Here is a 24,512-nt window from a genome sequence, read left to right as displayed (position 1 = left end):
GGCTCTCCTCCAAGCGGAGCGAGACTATCCCAGCAGCCCGCTCGCTTCCTGCTGGGGTGCGGTGTCACTGCGGTGTGGCGCTGCCCACTCCCCCCTCGCCGCCCCCGCCCCGTAGCGTCGGCCTGGTGCCGGTCTACCTCGACGCCGCCTCGGGCGCGCCGCTGCACCCGGCCGCCCGCGCGGCCCTGCTCGCCGCGCTCGACGACGGTTGGGCTGATCCGGCCCGCCTGCACGGTGCCGGCCGGCGCGCCCGGCTGCTCCTCGACGCCGCCCGCGAGGCCGTCGCGGAGGTGGTCGGGGCCCGGCCCGACGAGGTGTCCTTCACCGCCTCCGGCACGATGGCCGCCTTCCTCGGTGTGCTCGGGACAGCCGCACCACGACGGGGTACGACGGTCGCGCACTCCGCGGTCGAGCACTCCGCCGTCCTGCAGGCGGCCGGCAGCGCCGGGCTGAGCCTGCCCGTCGACGCGGCCGGCCGGGTCCTCCCCGTCGACGTCGACCCCGACTGGGCGCTGGTGTGCCTGCAGGCGGCCAACCACGAGGTCGGTACGACGCAGCCCGTCGCCGACGTGGCGGCCCGCTGCGCGGGGGCCGGCGTACCCCTGCTCGTCGACGCCTCCCACGCGCTCGGCCGGGCGCCGGTGCCCACGGGCTGGTCGGTGCTGACAGCCAGCGCGCGGACCTGGGGCGGGCCGCCCGGCGTCGGGCTGCTCGTCGTCCGGACCGGCACGCGCTGGCGCTCCCCGCTGCCTGACGACGAGCGCCCCGACCGCTCCCCCGGCCGGCTCGACCTCCCGGCCGTCGTGGCCGCCGCCGCGGGCCTCCAGGCCGCGGCCGCGGAGGCGGCGGCCGAGGACGCCCGGCTCCGGGCTCTCGTCGACCTCGTCCGCGGGGCCCGGGTCGAGGGCGTGACGGCCGTGGGTGACCCGCTCGACCGGCTACCCCACCTGGTCACGCTGGTCTGCGAGGGCGTCGACAGCGAGGAGCTGCTGCGGGCGCTGGACGCCCGCGACCTCCAGGTGTCCAGCGGGTCCTCGTGCTCGGCGTCCAGCATCGAGCCGTCTCACGTCCTGGCCGCGATGGGCGCGCCGACGGACGGGTCGGTCCGGCTGTCGCTGCACCGCGGGACGACGCGCGGCGACGTCGAGCGCTTCCTCGCGGTGCTGCCCCCGGTGCTGGCCGAGCTGCGGGCGGCGGTCCCGTGAGGCTCGTCGCCGCAGGCCTCGCGCTCGTCGTCGCCGCCGACCTCGTGACCGTCGCGGCGCGTTCGGGCTCCGACGATGTCGGCTCGGCTCGCCCCGCACCGACCGCCAGCCCTACCGCCGCAGTGCCCCTCGCGGACGCCGACCTCGAGGGCCGACTGCCGGGGCCCGGCGGCTTCACCCGGGTCGACGACACCGCGTCACGGCTCGGCGACCTGACCGTCAGCGGCTTCGCCAGCCGCTTCTCGAGCTCGGCCGCAGAGGCCCAGACCTCCGAGCAGGGACTGCGGCTGCTCGGCTTCGAGGCGTCCCGAGGCCACCTGTGGTCGGGCGACGAGGGCCTCTACGGCTGCGTGATCGTGCGGCTCGCGACCCGCAAGGGAGCCGACCGGCTGCTCGCGTCCAGCCGCGAGGACGCGACCGGGACCTTCACCAGTGCGACGGTGCCGGGCGCCTTCACCTTCGTCGACGAGGTCGAGGGGTTCAGCGTCCAGCACGGGCTCTTCGTCCGCGACCGCTTCGTCTACGAGGTCACGCTGACGACGCTCGAGCCGGAGACCGACCACGCGGTCTTCGACCGGCTGCTGCTCGCGCAGCGCGACCACGCCGAGCGCAGCGACCCCTAGGTCCTGGACCCACCGCGGTCCTGCCGCCACGATGGCGCGTGCCCGCGACCGTCGTCCACCTACTCGGCCGCCCCCGCGTCGAGCGCGACGGGGTGGAGGCCCCGCGACCGCGAGGGCGCAAGACCTGGGCGCTTCTTGCGCTGCTTGCCCTCTCCGAGCGCCCCGTGTCCCGCGAGCGGGCCGCCACCCTGCTCTTCGGTGAGGCCGACGACCCCCTGGGCGCGCTGCGGTGGACGCTCGCCGAGGCCCGGAGACTGACCGGCGTCCCGCTCCGCGGCGACCCCCTGCTGATCGAGCCGGGACACCTCACCGTGGACGCGGTGCTGCTGACCACGAGCTCGTGGGTGCACGCGGAGGCCGTCGCCCGCGACGGGGGGTCGCTGCTCGCCGGACTGTCCTTCCCTGCCAACCCGTCCTTCGACGCGTGGCTCGCCGCCGAGCGTCACCACCTCGAGGCCACCCGCGCGGCGGTGCTGCGGGAGGCCACCCTGGGCCGGCTGGCGGTCGGTGACACCGTGGGTGCGGTCGCGTCCGCCCGGGCGCTCGTCGAGGCGGCCCCGCTGGACGAGGCCGGGCACGTCCTGCTCGTGCGGGCCCTCGTGGAGTCGGGGGCGCGCACCCAGGCGGAGGACGCCGTACGGCGGTGCACCGAGGAGTTCCGTCGCGAGCTCGGCGTGGCACCGAGCGGGGCCGTGCACGAGGAGCTCGCCGTGCCCGCGGCACCTCGCTCGACGCACCGGGCCGCGGGGCGGGCCCTCCTCGACGCGGGCGTCGCGGCCATCTCGGCGGGGGCCGTCGACGTGGGCCTGGAGCGGCTGCGCGACGCTGTCGCCGTCAGCCACCACAACGACGACCTGCACGCCGAGGTGCAGGCACTGTGCGAGCTGGGCTACGCGCTCGTCCACTCCGTGCGCGGTCGGGACGAGGCGGGGGCGACGGCCCTCGCGCGGGCCGTCGCGCTGGCAGACGCCGCGGGCGAACCCGAGCTCGCCGTCGCCGCGCACCGCGAGCTGGGCTACACGGCGTTCCTGGCAGCGCGCTATTCCGAGGCACTGCGACAGCTCGACCACGCTGCGCACCTGGCGGGCACCAGCGGCGAGGAGGCCGCCGCCGTCGCGGCGCTGAGAGGGGCGTGCCTGACCGACCTCGCCAGCTACAGCGAGGCGGCAGTCGCGCTCGAGGGCGCCGTGGTCTCGGCACGCGCGGCAGGCGCCCGTCGGTGGCTGGTGTGGGCGCTGACGATGTCCGGGCGCCTGCACGTCCTGCTCGAGGAGCACGACCTGGCGCGACCTCCGCTCGAGGAGGCCTGGGAGCTGGCCCGCTCGACCGGGTGGACGAGCGTGCTCCCCTGGCCGCAGGCGCTGCTCGCCGAGGTGGACCTCGCCTCTGGAGCGGTGGCCCGGGCAGAGGAGGCAGCCACCCATGCCTTCGCCCTCGGCTGCGAGCTGCGGGACCCCTGCTGGGAGGAGACAGCCGGTCGGGTCCTCGGTCTGGTCGCCCTCGCCCGCGGTGACGCCGACGGCGCCCGCGACATCCTGCTGGACGCCGCGGTGCGCGGTGCCCGCGCCACCGACGGCTGGCGCTTCGCGCACGCGGAGGTCCTCGACACGCTCGCGTCGTTGGCCCCGGTGTTCCCGAGCCAGGGACTGGCCTGGGTCGTCGACCTCGAGCTCATCGCCGCCGGCGGCAACATGCGTGAGCTGGTCGTCCGCGCGCAGCTGCACCGCTCCGCCCTGGGCCAGCGTGGCGCGCTCGAGGCTGCGGTGTCCCTGGCACTGGGGATCGACAGCCCGGCGCTCACACGCCGCCTCACACGGGCGGGGGCCACGGTGGCGTCTCCTACCAGATGAAGGAGCACGTCATGCCCAAGTACGTGATCGAGCGGGAGATCCCCGGAGTCGGTGACCTCGGCGCCGACGAGCTGCGCGCCATCGCGCAGAAGTCCAACGGCGTCCTTGCCGACCTGGGCCCGAAGGTCCAGTGGCAGCAGAGCTACGTCACCGACGACAAGATCTACTGCGTCTACATCGCCGACGACGAGGACGCCGTGCTGGAGCACGCGCGGTGTGGAGGCTTCCCGGCGAACGCGGTGTCGAGGGTGACCAGCGTCATCGACCCGGCGACCGGCGACTGACCGGTGCGGGGTCGCGGCAGCGCCGCTGTCGCGACCCCCGTCAGGCGGACAGGTGCGGCGCGACCTCGGCGGCGGCCTCGTCGCCGTAGGCCTTGGCCAGACGGGCCAGGAACGACCCCGGGGTGAAGGAGTACTCCTGGGTGCCGACGGTCTCCACGACGTGGGTCGCGAGCAGCGCGCCGACCTGCGCGGCGCACTCGAGGCCGAGGCCCCAGGAGGTGCCGGTCAGGAAGCCGGCCCGGAAGGCGTCGCCGACCCCGGTCGGCTCCGCGACCGCGTCGGCCGGGACGACACCGACCCGGATGTCGTCCTCGCCCTTGCGGGTGATGACCACGCCGTCGGCGCCGTGGGTCGTGACGCGGGTGCCGACCACCTCGAGGACGTCGGCGTCGGACCAGCCGGTCTTCTCGCGGACCAGGCCGGCTTCGTACTCGTTGGTGAACAGCCAGGTCGCGCCGGTGCAGAGCGTGCGGATCGCGTCGCCGTCGAGGAAGGACAGCGTCTGCGACGGGTCGGCAGCGAAGGCCACGCCGCGGGCGGTGCACTCGGCGGTGTGGCGCAGCATCGCGCCGGGGTCGTTGGGGGCGACGACGACGAGGTCGACCTCGCCGAGCGGCGCGAGCTCGATGCCGACGGCCTCGGCCATCGCGCCGGGGTAGAAGGCGCCGATCTGGTTCTGGTCGTTGTCGGTGGTGACGGTGAAGCGCGGCGAGGCCAGGGTCTCGCTGACCCGGACGCCCGAGGTGTCGACGCCGTGGTCGGCGAGCCACTGGAGGTAGTCACCGGCGTCGCGCCCGACGGACCCGACCAGCAGCGGGCGCTGCCCGAGCACGCCCATCCCGAAGGCGATGTTGGCGCCGGTGCCTCCCCGGCGTACCTGCAGGTCCGAGGCCAGGAAGACGAGGCTGATCTTGTCGAGCTGGTCCGGGAGGATCTGCTCCGCGAACCGCCCGTCGAAGGTCATGAGGTGGTCGGTCGCGATGGAGCCGGTGACGGCGATCTTCAGCACCCGGACACCCTAGTGACAGTTGCTCCGAGCGGCCCTGTGGCCGGTGTCACCCGGTCGCCGAACACTACTGGTCAGTAGGCATTGGGTACTGGCCGGTAACTGCCTACCGTCGGTCCCATGTCGATGCACACGCCTGTCCCGTCCGACGTCGAGCCGACCTCGCTGATGGACCTCGTGAACGACTGCCGCGAGGTCGCCGGTGTCCTGGGGGGCACCGTCATCGACCTGACCAGGCCCGCCACCGGCGCCCTCACCGGTGCGGTGATCAACCTCTCCCGCATCCCGCTGTCGCGCATCCCGCTCGACCGGATGCCGTTCTCCTTCGGCGCGATGCCCGCCGAGCTCACCGAGGACACCCTCGTCACCACCGCGACGTCCCTCGACGGCTACGGCGACTACGGCTCCTGAGTCAGACGCGCTCGACGAGCAGGGACGCTCCCTGACCGACGCCCACGCACATCGTCGCGAGCCCGCGGACACCTGAGGCGCCCTCCCGCTCGAGCCGGCCGAGCAGCGTGACGACCAGCCGACAGCCGCTGGACCCCAGCGGGTGACCGAGCGCGATCGCGCCGCCGTCGGCGTTGAGGGTCGCGTCGTCGAGGCCGAGCCGGCGGGCGCTCGCGATGACCTGCACGGCGAAGGCCTCGTTGAGCTCGACCGCGGCGAGGTCGGCGACCGACCAGCCGGCCCGCGCGAGGGCCTTCTCGGTCGCGGGCACCGGCCCGAGGCCCATCAGGTGCGGCTCGAGTCCCGCGGACGCGCTCACGACGACGCGCGCGCGGGGCACCAGGCCGTGGCGGCGTACCGCCTCCTCCGACGCCACCAGCAGCGCGCTCGCCCCGTCGGACAGCGGCGAGGCCGAGCCCGCGGTGACGACGCCTCCGAAGGACGGCTTCAGGGCGGCGAGCTTCTCGGGGGTCGTGGCCCGCGGGGTCTCGTCGGCCGTCACGTCGCCGACCGGCACGATCTCGGCGTCGAAGCGGCCGGCGGCGACCGCGGCGAGCGCCCGCTCCTGCGACCGCAGTCCGAAGGCGTCGCTGTCCTCGCGGGTGATCCCGTCGAGAGCCGCGACCCGCTCGGCCGTCTCGCCGAGGGTGATCGTGTGCTCGCGGTCGTGGCGCGGGTTGACGAAGCGCCAACCCAGCGCGGTGTCGTGGACCTCCCCCGGCTTGGCCCACGGGGTGCCCGGCTTGGCCATCACCCACGGCGCGCGGGTCATCGACTCGACGCCGCCGGCGACGACGAGGTCGGCCTCGCCGGTGCGGACCTGCGCGGCCGCGGCGACGATCGCCTGCAGGCCGCTCGCGCACAGCCGGTTGACCGTGTGACCGGGAACCGACAGCGGCAGGCCGGCGAGCAGCACGGCCATCCGGGCGACGTTGCGGTTGTCGTCGCCGGACTGGTTGGCCGCGCCGAGCACGACCTCGTCGACGGCCGCCGGGTCCACGCCGGTGCGCTCCACGACAGCCCGCACGACCGTGGCAGCAAGGTCGTCGGCGCGGGTCTTCGCCAGCGCCCCGCCGTAGCGACCCGTGGGAGTCCGGACACCGTCGACCAGGAAGACCTCGCGCATGCGGGCAGGGTACGGAACCGCCAGGGTGTCGGCGCCGTCACACCGCCATGAGCAGATGGGCAACGTGGGCACCGGTCGTCAGCGCCGTCGCGGTCGTCGGCCTCGTCGTGGGGGTGTCGCTCACCCTCGGGGGTGGCAGCGACGGACCTCCCGCTCTGCGACTGGCCGCCGGGAGTACGACGGACAGCACCACCGGTCCCGCGAGCGCCTCCTCGGGCGCGGCCTCTGGGTACCGCCTCACCGGCACGCTCCCCACCGGTCCGGACTCCGCGCAGGTGCGCGACCTCCCGGGTGGTGCGGCCCCGGTCAACCGGGTCCGCGAGCTCGCGCGCGCCCTCGGGATCGAGGCCTCGCCGGAGCGGGTCGTGAAGGCCTGGCGGGCCGGGGCGCTCGTGGTCCGTGACGACCCCGGCCACCCGTGGACGTTCGGTGCCGGCTCCGACTGCGGACCCGACAGCGCCGTCTCCTCCGACGGCACCACCACCTGCGTCGCCCCCCACCCGGGAAGCGGCTCCGGCTCGTCAGGCTCCGGGGGCGGGTCCGTCGGCACCGGCTGCGCCCAGCCCGAGCCCGCCGGCGCCTCCCCCGACGCGCCGGCCGACTGCCCGCCGCCGACCCCCGTCCCCGCCGACCAGCCCCAGGACACCCCGGCCACGGTGACCTCCGGCCGAGCGACCCTGCCGTCGCTGTCCTGCCCGGCACCCCCGCCCGGAGCCGAGCCGGCCCCCTGCGACGACACGCCCGCGTTCGAGCCGTGCGGACCGTCGCCCTGCCCGACCGACTCCACCACGGTGTGCCCTGCGGGCTCGACCTTCTGCGCGGGGTCGGGCGGCAGCGTCACCTGTCCCGCAGGCCCCGCCGGGACGCGGTGCGCCAGCGCGGGCGACGGCACGACCGTCCCCGCCGACTGCGGTCCGGCGGCGACCTGCGCGGTCCCGCCCGTGTCGACGATCGACTGCGGCGGGGCGGTGGGAAAGGGCAGCTGCACGAACGCGCTCGCGATGACCGTGCGGAAGGCTCTCGACGCCACCCAGCGGCTGCGCACCGCGCTCGGCCTCGTCGACGCTGACGTCACCGCCTACCCGTCGGTCGGCGGCGCCACCGTCGTCGCGGACCCACGGGTCGACGGCCGTCGCACCCAGGGCCTCGCGACGACGCTCACCGTCGACGCCGACAAGGCGCTCGTCTCCGCTGCCGGGTGGCTCGCGGACAGCCGCGCGGGTGCGTCGTACCCCCTGATCTCCGCGACCGAGGCCCTCGAGCGGCTGGCGCCACCGCCGGCGCTGGGCGCCCCGTGCGACGCGAAGGGCGGCTGCCCGGAGCCAGCGGTCACGACGCTGTCGTCGGTCGAGCTCGGACTGCAGCTCACCGCGCTGCAGGACTCCGAGGCCGCGCTGGTGCCGGCGTGGCTGTTCGCGGCCAGCGGCGGGGGCGTGCTCACCGTGCTCGCCGTCCAGGACGCCTACGTCACCGAGCCCACCGACCAGCCCGCCGACCAGCCCGGCACGGTCGAGCCCGCTCCTGGCAAGACCGAACCTGGGCAGACCGAGCCCGCGCCGGGCCGCTCACCGCTGGCCTTCGACGGCGCGGTGCTGGTCGACGGTCGGCTGTCGGTCCGGTACGGCAGCGTCTGCGTCACGGGCGCGAAGGCAGAGGTGAAGGAGGCGGCCGACAGCGTGACGGTCGTCCTCACGCAGGACACCCCGCCGCCGGACCAGGCGTGCATCGACCTCTACCAGGCGACGTTCGTCGAGGTCGCGCTGGCCGCGCCGCTCGGTGACCGCACCGTCGTGGATGCCTCCACCGGCCGCGAGGTGACCGTTGTCACGTGCCCGTCGACCACCGAGATGTGCCCCGGGTGAACCACACGGCCTCCTGCTGCGTCTTAGCACCGGGAGCACCGCTCCCCCACTGACCCCGGGCCGGTCGGTCGGCGCCGCCACACCGGTGACGCCGACCGGCCCGGACACGCGAGCGGCGCCGCCCCGCCGAGCCCGCCACGCCGCCCCGCCCCGCCCCCGCCGAGCGGGATGTGGCGATCACGCACGGTCGGGTGCGCTCGCATGATCGCCACATCTGCCGGGGGATCCGGGCGAGGGCACGCCGACCGGCCCGGAGACGCGAACGGCGCCGGCCACCCGAGGGTGACCGGCGCCGTGTCGCGCGGGGGCGGGGTCTAGTGGAAGGACTCCCCGCAGGCGCACGAGCCGCCCGCGTTGGGGTTGTCGATCGTGAAGCCCTGCTTCTCAATGGTGTCGACGAAGTCGATCGTCGCGCCCGACAGGTAGGGGACGCTCATCCGGTCGGTGACGACGCGGACGCCCTCGCCGTAGGTCTGGACCTCGTCACCGTCGAGCGAGCGCTCGTCGAAGAACAGCTGGTAGCGCAGGCCGCTGCAGCCACCGGGCTGCACGGCGACGCGCAGCGACAGGTCGTCGCGGCCCTCCTGGGCGAGCAGCGCAGCGACCTTGGCGGCAGCCGGGTCGGTCAGCACGATGCCGGTCACGCCGGCGGGCGCCTCGGTGGTGGTCGTCTCCGGAGCGGTCATGAAGCGGCTCTCCCAGGGGTGTCGGGGTCTCGTCCACTGCCAACAGCGGTGCGGCGCGGACCCTTCCCATCCTACGTCGCCGCCGCGATCCCGCCCCTCCCGCAGCGAATGGGGATCCCCGTTGGCCACCGGGGCTGCCCCGCGTGCGAACGGGGATCCCCATTCGTCGAGGGCGGGGGGTGTACGCCGGGGCGCGACGCGCTCAGCCGCGCGACCACTCCCGCGCGACGCGGGCGGCCAGTGCGGTGAGCTCCTCGGCGGGCGCCGCCATCGCCTCGTCGAGCCCGACGGCGTCGGCGAGGGCGTAGCTGGACTCGACCCCGATCGCGGCGGCCTCGCGGCGGCCGACGTGGACCTGGCCGGCGAGCACCAGGCACGGCAGCGCCTGCTCGGCGGCGAGCGCGGCCACCCCGGAGACGACCTTGCCACGCAGCGAGCTCGCGTCGAAGGAGCCCTCGCCCGTGACGACGAGGTGGGCGTCGGCGACCGCGGCGGCGAGGCCGACGAGCTCGGTGACGAGCGCGATGCCGGGCTCGCGGCGGGCACCGAGCGCCAGCAGCGCCGCGCCCAGGCCGCCGGCGGCACCGGCACCGGGCAGGTCCCGGACCTCGCGGCCGGTAGCGGCCTCGAGCAGGTCGGCCCAGACCCGCAGCGCGTCGTCGAGGTCGAGCACCTGCGCGCGGGTGGCCCCCTTCTGCGGCCCGAACGCGTTCGAGGCGCCGTGCAGCCCGAGCAGCGGCGCGTCCACGTCGGTCGCGACGACCAGCTCGACGTCGGCCAGCCGCGGGTCGAGCCCGCCCGCCGGCCCGCCCCCCAGCGAGGCGGCGCCACGCAGCGCCAGCCCGCCACGAGCGACCGGCGCACCGCTGCCGTCGTACGCCTGGAGCCCGAGGGCCGCGAGCATCCCCGCGCCGCCGTCGTTGGTGGCGCTGCCGCCGAGCCCGACCACGACCCTGCGCACGCCCTCGTGGAGCGCGGCGCGCACGAGCTGCCCGACCCCGAACGTCGACGTCACCGTGGGGTCGCGCTCGGCCACCAGGTGCAGCCCGCAGGCCGCGGCGCTCTCGACGTAGGCGGTGTCGCCCGCGACGAGCAGGTCGGCCGCCACCGGCCCGCCGAGCGGCCCCTCGACAGCCACGGTGACCCGCCGACCCGGCAGCCGCGCCGCCAGGACGTCGACGAGACCCGGGCCCCCGTCGGACAGCGGGACCAGGGCGAGCGCGTCACCGGGAGCCGCCGACGCCCACCCGGCCGCGATCGCCCCAGCGGCCTCGACGGCCGACAGGGTCCCGCCAAAGCAGTCCGGCGCCACGACCACCCTCACCGCGCGACCCTCACCCCGCGGAGTCTGCACCCAGGGGAAGGCCTCGACCTCCCCGGACGTTGTCGTCTGTGCGACACTAACCCTCTCGACGACGAGGAGCTCCCCGTGACGCTGCCCGACCTGATGCCCGGGGTGGAGGCCTCCCCCCTGGCGCTGCTGCTGCTCGGCCGCCAGAGCGACCCCGACAGCGAGCGCGGCGTCGACTGCCCCGGCGACCTGCCGGCCGCGTCCGACCCCTCGCTCGTCGCCCGCGCGCAGGCGGCCAAGGACGCGCTCGGCGACCGCGTCTTCATCCTCGGCCACCACTACCAGCGCAACGAGGTCATCGCCTTCGCCGACGTGACCGGCGACAGCTTCAAGCTGGCCCAGCAGGCCGCGGCCCGCCCCGAGGCCGAGTTCATCGTCTTCTGCGGCGTGCACTTCATGGCCGAGTCGGCCGACATCCTCACCGGCGCGCACCAGGCCGTGCTGCTGCCCGACCTCGCGGCCGGCTGCTCGATGGCCGACATGGCGACCTTCGACCAGGTCGAGCAGTGCTGGGACGCCCTCACCGACGCGGGCGTCGCCGACGTGACGATCCCCGTCAGCTACATGAACTCCAGCGCCGCGATCAAGGGTTTCACCGGCCGTCACGGCGGGACGATCTGCACCAGCTCCAACGCCAAGCGGGCGCTCGAGTGGGCGTTCTCGCGGGGCGAGAAGGTGCTCTTCCTGCCCGACCAGCACCTCGGCCGCAACACCGCGGTCCTCGAGCTCGGGCTCTCGCTCGACGACTGCGTGCTCTACGACCCGCGCAAGCCCGCAGGTGGGCTCACCGCCGCACAGCTGCAGGCCGCGAAGGTCATCCTGTGGAAGGGCCACTGCTCTGTCCACGGCCGCTTCACCGTCGACGCGATCGACGACGTGCGCTCCCGCATCCCCGGCGTGCAGGTGCTCGTCCACCCCGAGTGCCGCCACGAGGTGGTCACCGCCGCCGACCTGGTCGGCTCGACGGAGTTCATCATCCGCACCCTCGACGCGGCGCCCGCCGGCAGCGCCTGGGCGATCGGCACCGAGCTCAACCTCGTCAAGCGGCTCGCCCAGGACCACCCGGACAAGCAGGTCGTCTTCCTGGAGAAGACCGTCTGCTACTGCGCGACGATGAACCGCATCGACCTGCCGCACCTCGTCCGCCAGCTCGAGTCGCTCGTCGCCGGCGAGGTGCTCCACCGCATCGAGGTCGAGCCCGAGACCGCCCGCTACGCCCGCCTGGCCCTCGACCAGATGCTCGCTCTGCCCTAGATGCCTGCTGATCCGTCGCGTCACGATCGAGGCGAGTGGCCCGGTCGGCCGCGAAGGTCGGTAGCCTCGACGCTCGTGACCGACACTGCAGGCGAGGCGACCCCCGGCCCGACGGGCAAGGGGCGACCGACTCCCAAGCGGCCCACCAGCAAGGGTCCGGTCGCTCCTCCCCCGACGACCCGCCGCGAGGCGGCGAAGCGGGTCCGCCAGCAGGGCGCGACCCGCCGCCAGCAGTTGCGCACGGGACGGGTGACCGGCGACGACGAGTACCTCCTCGCCCGCGACCAGGGCCCCGTCCGCCGACTGGTCCGCGACCTCGTCGACTCGCGCCGCACCACCGCGACCCTGCTGCTGCCGGCAGCGGTCCTGCCCCTCGTCGGCTCGCTCAGCGGCATCAAGCAGGTGGAGGCCCTCACCCAGATCCTCTGGATCTTCGCGATCACGCTGTCGCTCGCGGACTTCGTCGGCGGCGGGCTGCGGATCCGGCGCGCCATCGCCGAGCGCTTCCCCGACGAGAAGCGCACCCGCGGTCACATCTTCTACGGCATCGTGCGGATGCTGCAGTTCCGCCGGCTGCGCGTCCCGAAGCCCCGCGTCGCCGTGGGCGATGTCGTCTGAGGGCCGCCCGCCCGACCGTGGCCCATCGCCGCCGCCGGGGCGCCGGTGCCGCGCTGCTGCCCGCCCTGGTCGCCACCGTGCTCGCCTCGGCCGCGTGTGCTGACACCGGACCCTCGCTCACCGCTCCCAGCCCGCCTGCCCGCAACGGCGTCGCGGGCCTGCTGACCGATCCGCTGTCGACCCCGACGGCGACCCCCACCACTGCGGCACCGCCCGCTGCGGTCGCGCGACCCCAGCTGCCGCGCGGCGGTCGCCAGGTCTTCCCGCGGCACCTCGTCGTCATGCACTACGGGACCGCGGGGTCGGGCGTGCTCGGCGTCCTCGGCGAGGGCACGCCGGAGCAGGCAGCCGCGCGGGTGGTCAAGGCCGCCGCGCCCTACGCGAAGGCCTCCGGCCGGGCCGTGCTCCCGGCGTTCGAGCTCATCACGACCATCGCCCGCCGCGCCCCCGGGCCGGACGGCACCTACAGCACCGGCATCCCACACGCCGACGTCGAGCGCTACCTCGCCGCGGTGCGCAAGGCCAAGGGCCTGCTGGTGCTGGACTTCCAGCCGGGCAAGGCAGACCTGCTCGACCAGGTACGCCGCTACGAGCGCTTCCTGCGCGAGCCCGACGTCGGCATTGCCCTCGACCCGGAGTGGAAGCTCACCGGCAGCCGGCGCCCCGGCCGGCAGATCGGCCGCCTCACGGCCGCGGAGGTCAACCGGGTGTCGGCGTACCTCGCCACCCTGCGGCGGGTGAACGGCCTGCCCGAGAAGCTGTTCGTGCTCCACCAGTTCCGGCCCTCGATGCTGCCGGACCGCGACCGGATCGCCCTGCGCAACGGGCTCGCGACCGTGCTGCACGTCGACGGCTTCGGCAGCCAGGGCGCCAAGCGCTCGGCGTACTCCCTGCTGCAGCAGCCGGCCCGTTTCCACATGGGCTTCAAGCTCTTCCTCGACGAGGACACCGACCTGATGACACCGGTCGAGACCATGGCACTGCGACCCCGCCCGGAGCTCGTCTCCTACCAGTGATGGGATGGGGGCATGGAGTTCAGGCGCCTCGGGCGAAGCGGCATGAAGGTCAGCGAGATCAGCTACGGCAACTGGCTGACGCACGGGTCGCAGGTGGAGGCCCACGCAGCCCACGCCTGTGTGAAGGAGGCGCTCGAGGTCGGGATCACGACCTTCGACACCGCCGACGTCTACGCGCAGACCAAGGCCGAGTCGGTGCTGGGCGAGGCGCTCGCCGGTGTGCGGCGCGAGTCGATCGAGGTCTTCACCAAGGTCTACTGGCCGACCGGTCCGGGCGTGAACGACCGCGGTCTGTCCCGCAAGCACATCATGGAGAGCTGCCACGCCTCGCTGAAGCGGCTCCGCACGGACTACGTCGACCTCTACCAGGCGCACCGCTTCGACTACGAGACGCCGCTCGAGGAGACGCTGCGCGCCTTCGACGACCTGGTGCGCCAGGGCAAGGTGCTCTATGTCGGGGTGTCGGAGTGGAAGGCCTCCGAGATCGCCGCCGCGCTGAAGATCGCCGACGAGATGGGCTTCGACCGGATCGTGTCGTCGCAGCCGCAGTACTCCATGCTCTGGCGCGTCATCGAGGGCGAGGTCCTGCCGCTGTGCCAGCAGGAGGGCGTCGGTCAGATCGTCTGGTCGCCGATCGCGCAGGGCGTCCTCACCGGCAAGTACGCCCCCGGTGCCCCGCTGCCGTCGGGGACGCGGGCGACGGACGAGTCCGGTGGCGCCAACATGATCAAGCGACTGCTCAGCGACGACATCCTCACCGCCGTGCAGGGGCTGAAGCCGCTCGCGGAGCAAGCGGGCCTGACGATGGCGCAGCTCGCCGTCGCCTGGGTCCTGCAGCAGCCGGGGGTGTCGTCAGCGATCGTCGGAGCGTCGCGTCCGGAGCAGGTCCGTGACAACGCGGCCGCCGCGGGCGTGACGCTGGAGGCCGACCTGCTCGCCGCCATCGACGACGTGCTGGGCGGCGTCGTCGTCAGCGACCCCGGCCAGACCGTGAGCCCGCCGAAGCGCCCCTGACCGGGTCGTCAGGCGGGGTCGTCAGGCCGGGTCGAGACCCATCGGGCCGTAGACCTCACGGTCGCCGTCGAGCAGGACGACCGCGTGGACGCCCTGCTCGCGCAGCTCGCGCCACGACTCCCCGATGAAGGTCTCGGCGTCGGCCTGGGACGGGAACGTCTCCCCCGTCACGCCCTCGACCGCCGCGCCGTCACTGCCCTCGTACCGCCAGGTCCACGACATGCTGGCAGGCTAGGCCCATGCACGTGCGGCTGCTCGGCACGGGTGCGTCCGACGGGTGGCCCAACCCGTGGTGCACCTGCGCGTCGTGCCGTGCCGCGGCGACCCAGGGCGTCGTCAGGGCGTCCACCTCGGCCCTCGTCGACGGCCGGCTGCTGATCGAGATCGGGCCCGACGCACCCAAGGCGGCGGTGCGCGCCGGTCTCTCGCTGGCCGACGTCGAGGTCGTCCTCGTCACCCACAGCCACGCCGACCACCACGACGTCAACGCGTGGATGTGGCGCGGCTGGGTACCGGGTCGCCGGCCACTGACCCTCGTCGCCCCGCCGGCGGTGCTGCGAGACGCCGCGGAGCGCCTCGACCCCTCGGTCACGACCGTGCCGATCGCGCCGGGAGAGGTCGTGGAGGTCGCGGGCTACGAGGTCCGGGCCCTGCCGGCCAACCACGGCGGCGACGAGCTCGGCCCAGCGGTCCTCTACGACCTCACCGCCCCGGACGGCACCCGGCTGCTCTGGGCGACCGACACCGGCCCGCTCCCCGACGAGACGATCCGCCTGGTCCAGGGCAGGGCGTACGACGCGGTGCTCCTCGAGCTGGCCGCCGCGCCGATCCCCGTCCACCTCGACCTGGCCAGCTGGCCGGTCGAGCTGGGTCGCCTGCGCACCTGCGGCGCGGTCGTCGACGGCACGACGGTCGCCGCGATCCACCTCGGCCACGGCTGCCCGCCCCCTGACGAGCTCGACCGGGTGCTCGCCGGGTGGGGCGCGGTCGCGCCCCGCGACGGCGACGTGCTCGACCTCGTCGCACGCCCGACCGTCCTGCCCGGCACAGTGCCCCCCGCTGCGACTGCGAGCACAGCGGGCGCTGCGGCAGTCAGGGCCGGCAGGCGGGTGCTGGTGCTCGGCGGCGCCCGCTCCGGCAAGTCCGCGCACGCCGAGCAGCTGCTCGCGGCCGAGCCCGCGGTCACCTACGTCGCCACCGCACCGCCACGCCCCGACGACCTCGACTGGGAGGCCCGGGTGCAGGCCCACGTCGCGCGGCGCCCAGACCACTGGACGACGGTCGAGACCGCCGACGTCGCCGCAGTCCTGCGCGACGCCGGCGGGCCGGTGATCGTCGACGACCTGGGGCTGTGGCTCACACGCGTCATGGACGAAGCCGGTGCGTGGGAGTCGCCCGACGGCGCGTCCGCAGCGGTGGAGGCCGCTACCGACCGGCTGGTCGAGGCCTGGGCGGCGTGCCGAGCGACGGCGGTCCTCGTCGCACCCGAGGTCGGCGGCGGGGTCATCCCGGCGACCGCGTCGGGACGACGCTTCCGCGACGCCCTCGGCGCAGCGACGACCCGTCTCGCCGCGGTCTCCGACGAGGTCGTGCAGGTCGTCGCGGGCCTCCCTCGGCGGCTGCGGTGACGCGCTTCGAGGTCCCCGAGGCCCCGGCCGCACCGGACACGCCGCACCCGCTGGGCCGGCTCGGCGCGGTGCTCAGCCGCATCGCCGCCTGTCAGGGCCTGCCGACCCTCGACCTCGACCGGGTCGCGACGGTCGACGCCGCCGAGGGGAGCGTCGACGACGGGGTGGCCCTGGCTGACCGGCTCGCCGACGAGGGTCAGCGGCTGCTCCTGGTCCGGGGCGGCTCGACCGCCGGGGCCCACACCGTCACCGCCGCGCTGCTCGACCTCGAGCCGGTCGCCGTCGTCGGCACGGCGGCAGGGGCCGGCTGGGCCGAGGCGCTCGTCGCGGTCCGCACCGGTCTGGCGTCCGCGAGGGTGCACGTCGGCGACCCGCTGCGGCTGCTCGACGCCGCGGGCGAGCCGGGTCTGCTCGTCGGGCTGCTCGCGCAGGCGGCGGTCCGTCGTACCCCGCTGCTGCTCGACGGCTCGGCGCAGGTCGCCGCGGCGCTGCTCGTCGCCGACCGCCTCGCGCCGGGCGTCGCCGGCTGGTGCACCGCCGCGTCCGCCCCGGCCGCCCCCGGCGCGGCGGCCGCGCTGCGCGACCTCGACGTCGAGCCGCTGCTCGACCTCGGGCTCACCGACCGGGGCGCCGACCTGGCCCTCGCGCTGCTGCGCGCGGGGGCGTCGGACGCGGCCGCGGATGCCTGAGCCCGATAGCGGCCGCCTCGGTCGGCTGCTCCCCGACGGGCTGCGGCTCGCGCTCACCACCCTGACCGTCGCGCCCGTGCGCGGTCCGCGCGAGATCACCCGCCGCACCGCCGGCGCCGCCATGTCGCTCGCGCCGCTCGTCGGCCTCGGCCTCGGCCTGGTCGTCGCGACGGTGCTGTTCGCGGCCCGCCAGCTCTCGCCCTACGACGCACCCCAGCTGCTCGCGGCCGCCCTGGCGATCGTGGCGCTGGCGGTGCTGACCCGCGGCCTGCACCTCGACGGGCTGGCCGACACCACGGACGGCCTGGCGTCGTACCGACCTGCGGAGCAGGCCAGAGCGGTCATGCGCTCACCGGAGGTCGGGCCGCTGGGAGTCGCCGTGCTGGGGCTGGTGCTGCTCGTGCAGGTGGCCGCGCTCCTGGCCGCGACGAGCTCCGGGCGCGGGACGGCGAGCGTCCTGATCGCGGTGGTGGCGGGTCGGGTCGCCGTGACCGCGGCGTGCACCCGCGCCACGCCGGCCGCGGACCCCACCGGCCTCGGGGCGATGGTCGCCGGCAGCGTTCCCTGGCTCGTCCCGCTGGTCTGGGCGGGGCTGCTGGTGTCGGCGGGGATGGCCTACGAGGCGTTCGACGAGCGGGCCGCCTCGCTCGGGGCGCGCGGCGTCGACATGGTGCGGCCGCTGCTCGCGGTCGGGCTCGCGCTGCTGGTCGCGCGACTGCTGCGACGGCACTGCGTGCGGCGGCTCGGCGGGATGACCGGCGACGTGCTCGGCGCGCTGGTCGAGGTGACCACGACCGTCGTGCTCGTCGTCATGGCGCTGGAGCTGCCCGTGTCGGTGCAGCAGGACCTCGACTGGATCCAGCCGCGCTAGCGCAACCGCTCGGCGAGCCGATCGGCGATGACCTGGGCGCTGTCGACCGAGACGTCGACGACCTCGTCGGCCACCTCGGCGTAGAGCTCCGCCCGCTCCGACACCAGCCGCTCGAGCGTCGCCAGCGGGTCGTCACCCAGCCAGGGCCGGTGGTCACCGGAGCCGACCCGCTCGGCGAGGACCTCGGCCGGCGCGGCCAGCCAGACGACGACGGCACCGCTGTCCCGCACCCGCTCGCGGTCGGCGGCGTCGAGCACCGCCCCACCGGCGAGGCCCGCCACCCAGGGCGCCGGCGTCGCGAGGACCTCCGCCAGCACGTCTGACTCGGCGTCGCGCAGCGCTGGCTCACCGTCTGCGGCGGCCAGCGCCCGGGCGGTGCGGCCGGTCGCGGCCAGCAGCAGGTCGTCGTTGTCGAGGTAGCGGCAGCCGAGCCGGTCGGCCAGCGCCCGCCCCACGGTGCTCTTGCCCGTCGCCATCGCGCCGACGAGCAGGACCCGCGTCACCGCACGTGCGACGGGACGAAGGGCGGCTTGACCACCCGTGCCCGCGACTCGCGCCCCCGCACGTCGACCACGACCTCGTCGCCCTCGGCGACGTCACTGGCCAGCAGCGCCAGCCCGATCCCGACCTTGCGGGTCGGCGAGAAGGTCCCGCTGGTCACCTCGCCGACAGGCGCGCCGTCGCGCAGCACGGGCATGTGCGCGCGCGGGATGCCGCGGTCGAGCGACTCCAGGCCCCACAGCAGGCGGTGCGGGCCGGCGGCCTTCTCCTTGAGCAGCGCGTCGCGACCCCAGTAGGCGTCCTTGTTCCAGCCGACGGCCCAGCCCGCGCGGGCCTGCACGGGGGTGATCTCGAGCGAGAGGTCCTGGCCGTGCAGCGGGTAGCCCATCTCGGTGCGCAGGGTGTCGCGCGCCCCGAGCCCTGCCGGCTTCGCGCCGGCGGCGACCACGGCGTCCCACAGGTCACCCGCGTCGTCCCACGCCGGCAGCAGCTCGAAGCCGAGCTCGCCGGTGTAGCCGGTGCGGCACACCACGACCGGCCGGCCCTGCCAGGTGGCCGCGGTGAAGCCCATGTAGTCGCTGGACGTCGGCAGCCCGAGCGACTCGACGACCTCCTTGGACCGCGGGCCCTGCACCGCCAGCACCGCGAGGGTGGTGTGCAGGTCCTCGACCTCGATGCCCGCGGGCGCGTCCGCCGCGAGCCGCCCCACGACCTGCGAGCTGTTGGCGGCGTTGGGGATGAGGAAGACCTCGTCGTCGCCGCGGACGTACTGGATGAGGTCGTCCACCACGCCGCCGCTGCCCTCGTCGCAGCACAGCGTGTACTGCGCCTGCCCAGGCCCGATCTTGCGCAGGTCGTTGGTCAGCCGGTCGTTGACGAAGTCGACCGCGCCCGCGCCGCGCACGACGCCCTTGCCGAGGTGGCTCACGTCGAAGACGCCGACGTCCTCGCGCACCGCGGTGTGCTCCTCGAGCACCCCGCCGTACTGGATCGGCATGTCCCACCCGCCGAAGTCCGACATCTTCGCGCCGAGAGCGACGTGGCGGTCGTGCAGCGGGCTCTGCTGGAGGGTCACGACCGGAGAGACTAGGACGCGGAGGACTCGCTCGCCGAGGAGGAGGTACGCCGGGACGGCGGGCCACCCGACGAGCTCGTGCCTCCCCCGGGGAGCGCACCGACGAGTGCGTCGGCCACCTCGTCGACGTCGTCCTCACTCACCCAGGCCGCGGTGGAGACCCGCAGCGCCGGTCCGGCGAGGTCGGCCGAGCGGTGGGCGGGCACCGCCGTCGTGAGCGTGCCGCGCGCGAGCAGGTCGGCCCGCACGGCGACGACGTCGACGCCCTCGGGCGCGGTGAGGGTCGTGATGCCAGTGGGCTCCTCGACCGGCTCACGGACCTCCCACGCGGTGTCGTCGAGCGCGGCTCGCAGCCGGGCCGAGCGGGCCCGCACCACGGGCAGCAGCTCGGGCCTCCACTCCTGCGCGGCCACGCCCAGGCCGAGCCGGCCGGCGACGTGGGCCTCCATGGTCTCGATCCGGCGGACGCCCGAGTGCAGGTAGCGCGCTCCCGTCGGAGGCGTGCCGAGCCGGAGCTCCCAGGACGGGTCGACCACGAGGAAGCCGACCCCGCGCGGCCCGCACAGCCACGTGCGCGAGGTCCCGACATACGCCGCGGCACCTGCCGGCACCTCGGTCTGCCCGAGCGACTGCGCGACGTCGAGGACCACCGGCACTCCGCTGCGCAGCACCTCCTCGACGGGCTGGGCGATGCCGCGCTGCGACGCGACCTGCGGCAGCGTCACGAGGTCGAGGTCCTGCGGCACCCCGAGGACCCGCCCGCGTCGGTCCACGGGCAGCGGGACGAGGGTCCAGCCGCGCTCGCCGGCCAGGGCGCGCAGGACGAGGGCATTGGGGCCGTACTCGCTCGTCACCATGCCGATGCGCGAGCCTGGCGGCAGCGGCCAGACGGCGAGCAGCGCCCAGAACGCCTCGTGCGCGGACTCCAGGTGAGCGACGTCGGTGGCCGCCAGACCGACCATCGAGGCGAGGGCCTCGCGACCCTTGGCGAGCTCCGGCTCCGCGGCCTCGTGCGCGACGTAGCCGCCGTCGGCCTCCGCGCGCAGGTGCGCCACCTGCGCCTCGAGGACCCCGGTCGAGACGCGACCGCAGGCCGCGACGTCGAGGTGCCGGACCTGGGTCGGGAGCCGCTCCTCCACCCACCGCTGTGCGCTCATCCCCGCAGTCTGCACCGGACCCGTTGCCCCTACTAGGCTCGACAGCCGTGACCACCCTTGCGCTGACCACGACCCCTGCCGCCTCCCTCAAGACCGACGCTCTCGTCATCGGTGTCGCCAAGGGACCGAAGGGACTCGTCCTCGCGCCCGGCGCAGAAGGCCTGCTCGGCAAGGTGCTGCTGCCGGCTCTCGTCGGCCTCGGCGCGACCGGCAAGGCCGAGGAGGTCACCCGCCTCGCGACCCTCGGTGGCGCGCCCGCCGCGGTGATCGTCGCGGTCGGCCTCGGTGACGCTGCTCCGTCGTACGACGCCGAGGTCCTGCGCCGCGCCGCCGGTGTGGCGAGCCGTGCGCTCGCCGGCACGGCGAAGGTCGCGACGACGCTCGCGCTCGTCAACGGCACGCCCGGCGCCGGTGCGGTCCACGAGGTCTCGGCCGTCGGTGAGGGCGCGCTGCTCGGTGCCTACTCGTTCACGGCCTTCCGCGCTGTCTCGGCTGAGGGCGTCAAGGCGCCCGTCGTCTCGGTCACCGTGGTCGTGCCCGACGCCAAGGACAAGCCGACCAAGGCCGCGCTCAAGCGCGCCGAGGTCGTCGGCCGCGCCGTCTCGCTGGTCCGCGACCTCGTCAACACCCCGCCGTCGCACCTGCACCCGGTGGAGCTCGCCGCGGTCGCGACCGAAGAGGCCAAGCGCACCGGCCTCGACGTCGAGGTGCTCGAGGGCAAGGCGCTGGTCAAGGGCGGCTACGGCGGCCTCGTCGGCGTCGGCCAGGGCTCGGTCAACGGCCCGCGCCTGGTGCACCTGTCCTACAAGGGCAAGGGTGCCAAGGCCGGCTCCCTGAAGAAGGTCGCGCTGATCGGCAAGGGCATCACGTTCGACTCCGGCGGCCTGTCGCTCAAGCCCGCGGCCGCGATGGAGGAGATGAAGATGGACATGGGCGGCGCGGCCGCCGTCATCGCCACCATGGCTGCCGTCGCCGAGCTGGGTCTCGCCGTCGACGTCGAGGCCTGGATCCCGATGGCGGAGAACATGCCGTCGGGCACCGCGATCCGCCCCTCGGACATCCTCACCATGCACAACGGCCTGCGCGTCGAGGTCAACAACACCGACGCCGAGGGCCGGCTGATCCTCGCCGACGCGATCTCGCGCGCGTCGCAGGACTCCCCCGACCTCATGCTCGACGTCGCCACCCTCACCGGCGCGGCTCTCGTCGCGCTGGGCTCGCGCACGACCGGGGTCATGAGCAACGACGACGACTTCCGGGCCGCCATCGTCGACGCGGCGACCCGCGCAGGCGAGCACTCCTGGGGCATGCCGCTGCCGCCCGAGCTCCGCAAGGGCCTCGACTCCGAGATCGCCGACCTCGTCAACACCGGGCCGCGCGAGGGCGGGATGCTCACCGCCGGGTTGTTCCTCAAGGAGTTCGTCGGCGAGGGCATCCGGTGGGCCCACCTCGACATCGCCGGGCCGGCCTACAACTCGGCCACGCCCTACGGCTACACCGGCCACGGCGGCACCGGTGCCGCGGTCCGCACCTTCGTCCAGCTCCTCGAGGACGTCGCCGCCGGTCGGGTCTGACCCACCCGCGCGCCCCGGCCTGACCCGCCCCGCGCAGCCCCGCCCGCCCCCGCCCCGACGGCCCCCTCCCCGACCCCCCTCCCCGACCCCCTCCCCGACCCCTCCCCGACCCCCTCCCCCGGATTGGGTGGCTACTCTCGGCGTGTCGTGCCGTGACACGCCGAGAAGATCCCCCCAATCGTCGAGGTAGCCAGCGGGACGCCCGGCCGCGCGGCCCTAGGCGCTGCCTGACCGTGCGACCCGCCCGTGCCCGCCTTCCGACGAGGTCCCGCCCACGTGATCATCGCGCGGAAGCGCTCGCTACCAGCGGCAGGTAGCGAGCCGTTCCGCGCGGTGATCATCGCGCGGCAGGGAGAGGTGCAGGGAGGGTCACGGGGTGTTGCGCGGGACGCCGGTCTCGCCGGCGGCCTTGCGGCGGGCGGTCCACTCGCGCATGCGGGCCGGGTAGCCGACGGCGGCCACGTCGTACACCGGGATCCCGAGCTTCTGACCAAGCTGGAAGGCGGCCTTCGGCGAGTCGACGCGGCGGCGGGTCCACTCGCCGTCGCCGGCGACGAGGACCAGCGTGGTCGCGGTGGTGGGGGTCTCGGGCTCGACGAAGCCCTCCACGCCGCGGCGGCTCTCCGCGAACGCCGCCAGGTGGTCGGCGTCGCCGGACGCGGCGGTGCGCACCGTCCCGGGCTTGCCCTTGCGGTTGAACAGCCCCACCACGCACCCCGTTCGACGACCGTCCACCGGTGGCCGGAATGCCCGGACCCCCTGACGCACTGCACTACGTAGGTGGAAGGATGCCTGATGGAGCCCGCTCGGCGCGGGACCACGTCTGCAAGGGAGCAGCTGCAGTGACCGAGCCCCAGACCGGGACCGTCGACCTCGTGGTGCTCGGAGGTGGGAGCGGGGGCTACGCCGCCGCCCTGCGCGCCGCCGAGCTCGGCATGACGGTGGTCATGGTCGAGAAGGACAAGGTCGGCGGCACGTGCCTGCACCGCGGCTGCATCCCGACCAAGGCGCTGCTGCACTCCGCCGAGACCGTCGAGGTCATCAAGGAGGCGGCGCAGTTCGGCATCAACGGCACCTTCGAGTCCGTCGACATGTCGGCCGTCAACGCCTACAAGAACAAGGTGGTCGAGGGCCTCTTCAAGGGCCTCACCGGTCTGGTGAAGAGCCGCAACATCGAGGCCGTCCAGGGCAGCGGCCGCCTCGTCTCCCCCACCGCCGTCGAGGTCGACGGCCGCCGCATCGAGGCGCGCCACGTCCTGCTCGCGACCGGGTCGGTCCCGCGCTCGCTGCCGGGCCTCGAGATCGACGGCACGAAGGTCATCACCTCCGACGAGGCGCTCGGCCTCGACCGCGTCCCGGCCAGCGCGGTCGTGCTGGGTGCGGGCGCGATCGGCTGCGAGTTCGCGAGCGTCTGGAACGCCTTCGGCGCCGAGGTCACCATCGTCGAGGCACTCCCCCACCTCGTCCCGCTCGAGGAGGAGTCGTCCTCCAAGCTGCTCGAGCGCGCCTTCCGCAAGAAGGGCATCAAGCAGGAGCTCGGCGCTCGCTTCTCCTCCGTCGAGCACACCGCCACCGGCGTCAAGGTCAACCTCGAAGGCGGCAAGTCCATCGAGGCCGAGCTGCTGCTCGTCGCGATCGGCCGCGGCCCGGTGTCGGCCGACCTCGGCTACGAGCAGGTCGGCGTCGAGGTCGACCGCGGCTTCGTCAAGGTCGACGGCTACTGCCAGACCTCCGTCCCCACGATCAGCGCGGTCGGCGACCTCATCCCTACGCTGCAGCTCGCCCACGTCGGCTTCGCCGAGGGCATCCTCGTCGCGGAGCGCCTGGCCGGCCTGCCCGTGACCCCCGTCGACTACGACGGCGTCCCGCGCGTCACCTACAGCCACCCCGAGGTCGCCTCGGTCGGCATCACGTCGAAGCAGGCCCAGGAGCGCGGGTACGACGTGATCGAGGCCGTCTACGACTTGGCCGGCAACGGCAAGGCCCGCATCCTCGGCACCGCAGGTGCCGTGAAGGTCATCGCCCAGAAGGACGGCCCCGTCCTGGGCGTCCACATGGTGGGCGAGCGCGTCGGCGAGCTCATCGCCGAGGCGCAGCTCATCACCAACTGGGAGGCGCTGCCCAGCGAGGTCGCGCAGCTCATCCACCCGCACCCCACGATGTCCGAGGCTGTCGGCGAGGCCCACCTGGCTCTCGCGGGCAAGCCCCTCCACAGCCACTCCTGACCGCACCGTCCGACTTCTCGAGGAGCTCTCGCACCCCATGGCCGTCTCCGTCACCATGCCCCGCCTCGGCGAGAGCGTCACCGAGGGCACCGTCACCCGCTGGCTGAAGAAGGAGGGCGAGACGGTCGCGGTCGACGAGCCGCTGCTCGAGGTCTCCACCGACAAGGTCGACACCGAGATCCCGTCGCCCGCCGCCGGTGTCCTCACCTCCATCAAGGTGCAGGAGGACGAGACCGTCGAGGTCGGCGTCGAGCTGGCCGTGATCAGCGACGGCGCCGAGGCCCCCGCCGCCGCTCCTGCTGCTGAGGCCCCTGCTGCCGAGGCCCCTGCTGCCGAGGCCGCCCCGGCCCCTGCCCCGGAGCCCGAGCCCACCCCCGAGCCCACCCCTGAGCCGGTCGCGGCCGCCCCCGCGCCCGACCCCGCCCCGGTCGCCGCTCCCCCGGCCCC

25 protein-coding genes are annotated in these 24,512 nt (G+C 74.8%); 16 read left to right on the top strand and 9 right to left on the bottom strand.

Going from position 1 to position 24,512, the window contains the following annotated elements; genetic code table 11:
• Window positions 1-125: 125 nt before the first annotated feature.
• Genes Q8R60_14275 through Q8R60_14260 form a run of 4 tightly spaced genes read left to right on the top strand, consistent with a single transcriptional unit; the run spans window position 126 to window position 3,962 of the window.
• Window positions 126-1,205 (top strand): aminotransferase class V-fold PLP-dependent enzyme, encoded by a 1,080-nt coding sequence (locus Q8R60_14275; protein ID MDP3713638.1) that lies wholly within the window; start codon window positions 126-128, stop codon window positions 1,203-1,205.
• Complete coding sequence (locus Q8R60_14270) at window positions 1,202-1,828, top strand: hypothetical protein (protein ID MDP3713637.1); 627 nt, start codon at window positions 1,202-1,204, stop codon at window positions 1,826-1,828. Before Q8R60_14275 ends, Q8R60_14270 begins: the two co-directional genes overlap by 4 nt.
• A 38-nt stretch (window positions 1,829-1,866) precedes the next feature.
• Entirely contained in the window at window positions 1,867-3,678 is a 1,812-nt protein-coding gene (locus Q8R60_14265; protein MDP3713636.1) for a BTAD domain-containing putative transcriptional regulator, read from the top strand.
• 11 nt (window positions 3,679-3,689) lie between these two features.
• The gene (locus tag Q8R60_14260; GenBank protein ID MDP3713635.1) at window positions 3,690-3,962 is read left to right on the top strand and encodes a DUF4242 domain-containing protein; all 273 of its coding nucleotides are present in this window, start codon (window positions 3,690-3,692) and stop codon (window positions 3,960-3,962) included.
• Window positions 3,963-4,002: 40 nt separating this feature from the next.
• Here the strand turns inward: Q8R60_14260 and Q8R60_14255 are convergent, their stop codons facing one another.
• Entirely contained in the window at window positions 4,003-4,968 is a 966-nt protein-coding gene (locus Q8R60_14255; protein MDP3713634.1) for a carbohydrate kinase family protein, read from the bottom strand.
• A 120-nt stretch (window positions 4,969-5,088) separates the two neighbouring features.
• Here Q8R60_14255 and Q8R60_14250 point away from each other — a divergent pair, with 120 nt between their 5' ends.
• Window positions 5,089-5,379: a hypothetical protein gene (locus tag Q8R60_14250; protein ID MDP3713633.1), complete on the top strand. Its 291-nt coding sequence runs from the start codon at window positions 5,089-5,091 to the stop codon at window positions 5,377-5,379.
• Window position 5,380: 1 nt separating this feature from the next.
• Here the strand turns inward: Q8R60_14250 and Q8R60_14245 are convergent, their stop codons facing one another.
• The gene (locus Q8R60_14245) at window positions 5,381-6,544 is read right to left on the bottom strand and encodes an acetyl-CoA C-acyltransferase (GenBank protein MDP3713632.1); all 1,164 of its coding nucleotides are present in this window, start codon (window positions 6,542-6,544) and stop codon (window positions 5,381-5,383) included.
• 47 nt (window positions 6,545-6,591) lie between these two features.
• Between Q8R60_14245 and Q8R60_14240 the strand changes: the two genes are divergently transcribed.
• On the top strand, window positions 6,592-8,406 hold the full coding sequence (locus Q8R60_14240; GenBank protein MDP3713631.1) for a hypothetical protein: 1,815 nt from the start codon (window positions 6,592-6,594) through the stop codon (window positions 8,404-8,406).
• Window positions 8,407-8,720: 314 nt separating this feature from the next.
• Here the strand turns inward: Q8R60_14240 and Q8R60_14235 are convergent, their stop codons facing one another.
• Together Q8R60_14235 and Q8R60_14230 are read right to left on the bottom strand one after the other, a co-directional pair.
• A complete protein-coding gene (locus tag Q8R60_14235) occupies window positions 8,721-9,092 on the bottom strand; it encodes an iron-sulfur cluster assembly accessory protein (protein ID MDP3713630.1) in 372 nt (123 codons plus the stop codon).
• Between the two features lie 202 nt (window positions 9,093-9,294).
• Complete coding sequence (locus tag Q8R60_14230) at window positions 9,295-10,416, bottom strand: glycerate kinase (protein MDP3713629.1); 1,122 nt, start codon at window positions 10,414-10,416, stop codon at window positions 9,295-9,297.
• A gap of 105 nt (window positions 10,417-10,521) precedes the next feature.
• On the opposite strand from Q8R60_14230, the gene nadA reads away from it, so the two are divergent.
• From nadA to Q8R60_14210, 4 genes are all read left to right on the top strand, one after another.
• On the top strand, window positions 10,522-11,697 hold the full coding sequence (gene nadA, locus Q8R60_14225) for a quinolinate synthase NadA (protein MDP3713628.1): 1,176 nt from the start codon (window positions 10,522-10,524) through the stop codon (window positions 11,695-11,697).
• 75 nt (window positions 11,698-11,772) lie between these two features.
• Window positions 11,773-12,315 carry a DUF3043 domain-containing protein gene (locus Q8R60_14220; GenBank protein ID MDP3713627.1) on the top strand — a complete coding sequence of 181 codons (543 nt, stop codon included), beginning with the start codon at window positions 11,773-11,775 and terminating at the stop codon, window positions 12,313-12,315.
• 17 nt (window positions 12,316-12,332) lie between these two features.
• Entirely contained in the window at window positions 12,333-13,331 is a 999-nt protein-coding gene (locus tag Q8R60_14215) for a hypothetical protein (GenBank protein ID MDP3713626.1), read from the top strand.
• A 12-nt stretch (window positions 13,332-13,343) separates the two neighbouring features.
• The gene (locus Q8R60_14210) at window positions 13,344-14,345 is read left to right on the top strand and encodes an aldo/keto reductase family protein (GenBank protein MDP3713625.1); all 1,002 of its coding nucleotides are present in this window, start codon (window positions 13,344-13,346) and stop codon (window positions 14,343-14,345) included.
• A 21-nt stretch (window positions 14,346-14,366) separates the two neighbouring features.
• Here Q8R60_14210 and Q8R60_14205 read toward each other — a convergent pair whose 3' ends face one another.
• Complete coding sequence (locus Q8R60_14205) at window positions 14,367-14,567, bottom strand: hypothetical protein (protein MDP3713624.1); 201 nt, start codon at window positions 14,565-14,567, stop codon at window positions 14,367-14,369.
• A gap of 17 nt (window positions 14,568-14,584) precedes the next feature.
• Between Q8R60_14205 and Q8R60_14200 the strand changes: the two genes are divergently transcribed.
• The 3 genes from Q8R60_14200 to Q8R60_14190 are packed head-to-tail and all read left to right on the top strand — an operon-like array spanning window position 14,585 to window position 17,533.
• On the top strand, window positions 14,585-15,973 hold the full coding sequence (locus Q8R60_14200; GenBank protein MDP3713623.1) for a bifunctional adenosylcobinamide kinase/adenosylcobinamide-phosphate guanylyltransferase: 1,389 nt from the start codon (window positions 14,585-14,587) through the stop codon (window positions 15,971-15,973).
• Entirely contained in the window at window positions 15,970-16,662 is a 693-nt protein-coding gene (locus tag Q8R60_14195; GenBank protein MDP3713622.1) for a nicotinate-nucleotide--dimethylbenzimidazole phosphoribosyltransferase, read from the top strand. The genes Q8R60_14200 and Q8R60_14195 overlap by 4 nt, the downstream gene beginning before the upstream one ends.
• Complete coding sequence (locus Q8R60_14190; GenBank protein ID MDP3713621.1) at window positions 16,655-17,533, top strand: adenosylcobinamide-GDP ribazoletransferase; 879 nt, start codon at window positions 16,655-16,657, stop codon at window positions 17,531-17,533. The genes Q8R60_14195 and Q8R60_14190 overlap by 8 nt, the downstream gene beginning before the upstream one ends.
• On the opposite strand, the gene Q8R60_14185 is transcribed toward Q8R60_14190, so the two are convergent.
• From Q8R60_14185 to Q8R60_14175, 3 genes are read right to left on the bottom strand one after another with little or no spacing between them, the layout of a single operon-like run.
• Complete coding sequence (locus tag Q8R60_14185) at window positions 17,530-18,036, bottom strand: shikimate kinase (GenBank protein MDP3713620.1); 507 nt, start codon at window positions 18,034-18,036, stop codon at window positions 17,530-17,532. The two genes, Q8R60_14190 and Q8R60_14185, sit on opposite strands and share 4 nt — an antisense overlap.
• Window positions 18,033-19,109 (bottom strand): glycine cleavage system aminomethyltransferase GcvT, encoded by a 1,077-nt coding sequence (gene gcvT, locus Q8R60_14180; GenBank protein MDP3713619.1) that lies wholly within the window; start codon window positions 19,107-19,109, stop codon window positions 18,033-18,035. The genes Q8R60_14185 and gcvT overlap by 4 nt, the downstream gene beginning before the upstream one ends.
• An 11-nt stretch (window positions 19,110-19,120) precedes the next feature.
• The gene (locus Q8R60_14175; protein ID MDP3713618.1) at window positions 19,121-20,266 is read right to left on the bottom strand and encodes an aminotransferase class V-fold PLP-dependent enzyme; all 1,146 of its coding nucleotides are present in this window, start codon (window positions 20,264-20,266) and stop codon (window positions 19,121-19,123) included.
• 47 nt (window positions 20,267-20,313) lie between these two features.
• Here Q8R60_14175 and Q8R60_14170 point away from each other — a divergent pair, with 47 nt between their 5' ends.
• Complete coding sequence (locus Q8R60_14170; protein MDP3713617.1) at window positions 20,314-21,840, top strand: leucyl aminopeptidase; 1,527 nt, start codon at window positions 20,314-20,316, stop codon at window positions 21,838-21,840.
• A 369-nt stretch (window positions 21,841-22,209) separates the two neighbouring features.
• On the opposite strand, the gene Q8R60_14165 is transcribed toward Q8R60_14170, so the two are convergent.
• The gene (locus tag Q8R60_14165; protein ID MDP3713616.1) at window positions 22,210-22,548 is read right to left on the bottom strand and encodes an oxidoreductase; all 339 of its coding nucleotides are present in this window, start codon (window positions 22,546-22,548) and stop codon (window positions 22,210-22,212) included.
• 134 nt (window positions 22,549-22,682) lie between these two features.
• Here Q8R60_14165 and lpdA point away from each other — a divergent pair, with 134 nt between their 5' ends.
• Together lpdA and Q8R60_14155 are read left to right on the top strand one after the other, a co-directional pair.
• Window positions 22,683-24,065, top strand: a complete 1,383-nt coding sequence (gene lpdA / locus Q8R60_14160; protein MDP3713615.1) for a dihydrolipoyl dehydrogenase — start codon at window positions 22,683-22,685, stop codon at window positions 24,063-24,065.
• Between the two features lie 37 nt (window positions 24,066-24,102).
• The coding region (locus tag Q8R60_14155; protein ID MDP3713614.1) for a biotin/lipoyl-containing protein at window positions 24,103-24,512 on the top strand (410 nt) is incomplete at its 3' end.

Source organism: Mycobacteriales bacterium (assembly GCA_030697205.1).
In the GTDB taxonomy this organism is placed as follows: domain Bacteria; phylum Actinomycetota; class Actinomycetes; order Mycobacteriales; family SCTD01; genus JAUYQP01.
Note: the sequence above shows the minus strand (reverse complement) of the source record. Positions and strands in the feature narration are given on the sequence as shown.

Bases quoted from the DNA above. Each gene is read 5' to 3' on its own strand.
- Q8R60_14260 (MDP3713635.1), top strand. From the start codon at position 3,690: ATGCCCAAGTACGTGATCGAGCGGGAGATCCCCGGAGTCGGTGACCTC.
- Q8R60_14250 (MDP3713633.1), top strand. From the start codon at position 5,089: ATGTCGATGCACACGCCTGTCCCGTCCGACGTCGAGCCGACCTCGCTG.
- Q8R60_14245 (MDP3713632.1), bottom strand. From the start codon at position 6,544: ATGCGCGAGGTCTTCCTGGTCGACGGTGTCCGGACTCCCACGGGTCGC.
- Q8R60_14240 (MDP3713631.1), top strand. From the start codon at position 6,592: ATGAGCAGATGGGCAACGTGGGCACCGGTCGTCAGCGCCGTCGCGGTC.
- Q8R60_14235 (MDP3713630.1), bottom strand. From the start codon at position 9,092: ATGACCGCTCCGGAGACGACCACCACCGAGGCGCCCGCCGGCGTGACC.
- Q8R60_14210 (MDP3713625.1), top strand. From the start codon at position 13,344: ATGGAGTTCAGGCGCCTCGGGCGAAGCGGCATGAAGGTCAGCGAGATC.
- Q8R60_14205 (MDP3713624.1), bottom strand. From the start codon at position 14,567: ATGTCGTGGACCTGGCGGTACGAGGGCAGTGACGGCGCGGCGGTCGAG.
- Q8R60_14200 (MDP3713623.1), top strand. From the start codon at position 14,585: ATGCACGTGCGGCTGCTCGGCACGGGTGCGTCCGACGGGTGGCCCAAC.
- Q8R60_14190 (MDP3713621.1), top strand. From the start codon at position 16,655: ATGCCTGAGCCCGATAGCGGCCGCCTCGGTCGGCTGCTCCCCGACGGG.
- Q8R60_14175 (MDP3713618.1), bottom strand. From the start codon at position 20,266: ATGAGCGCACAGCGGTGGGTGGAGGAGCGGCTCCCGACCCAGGTCCGG.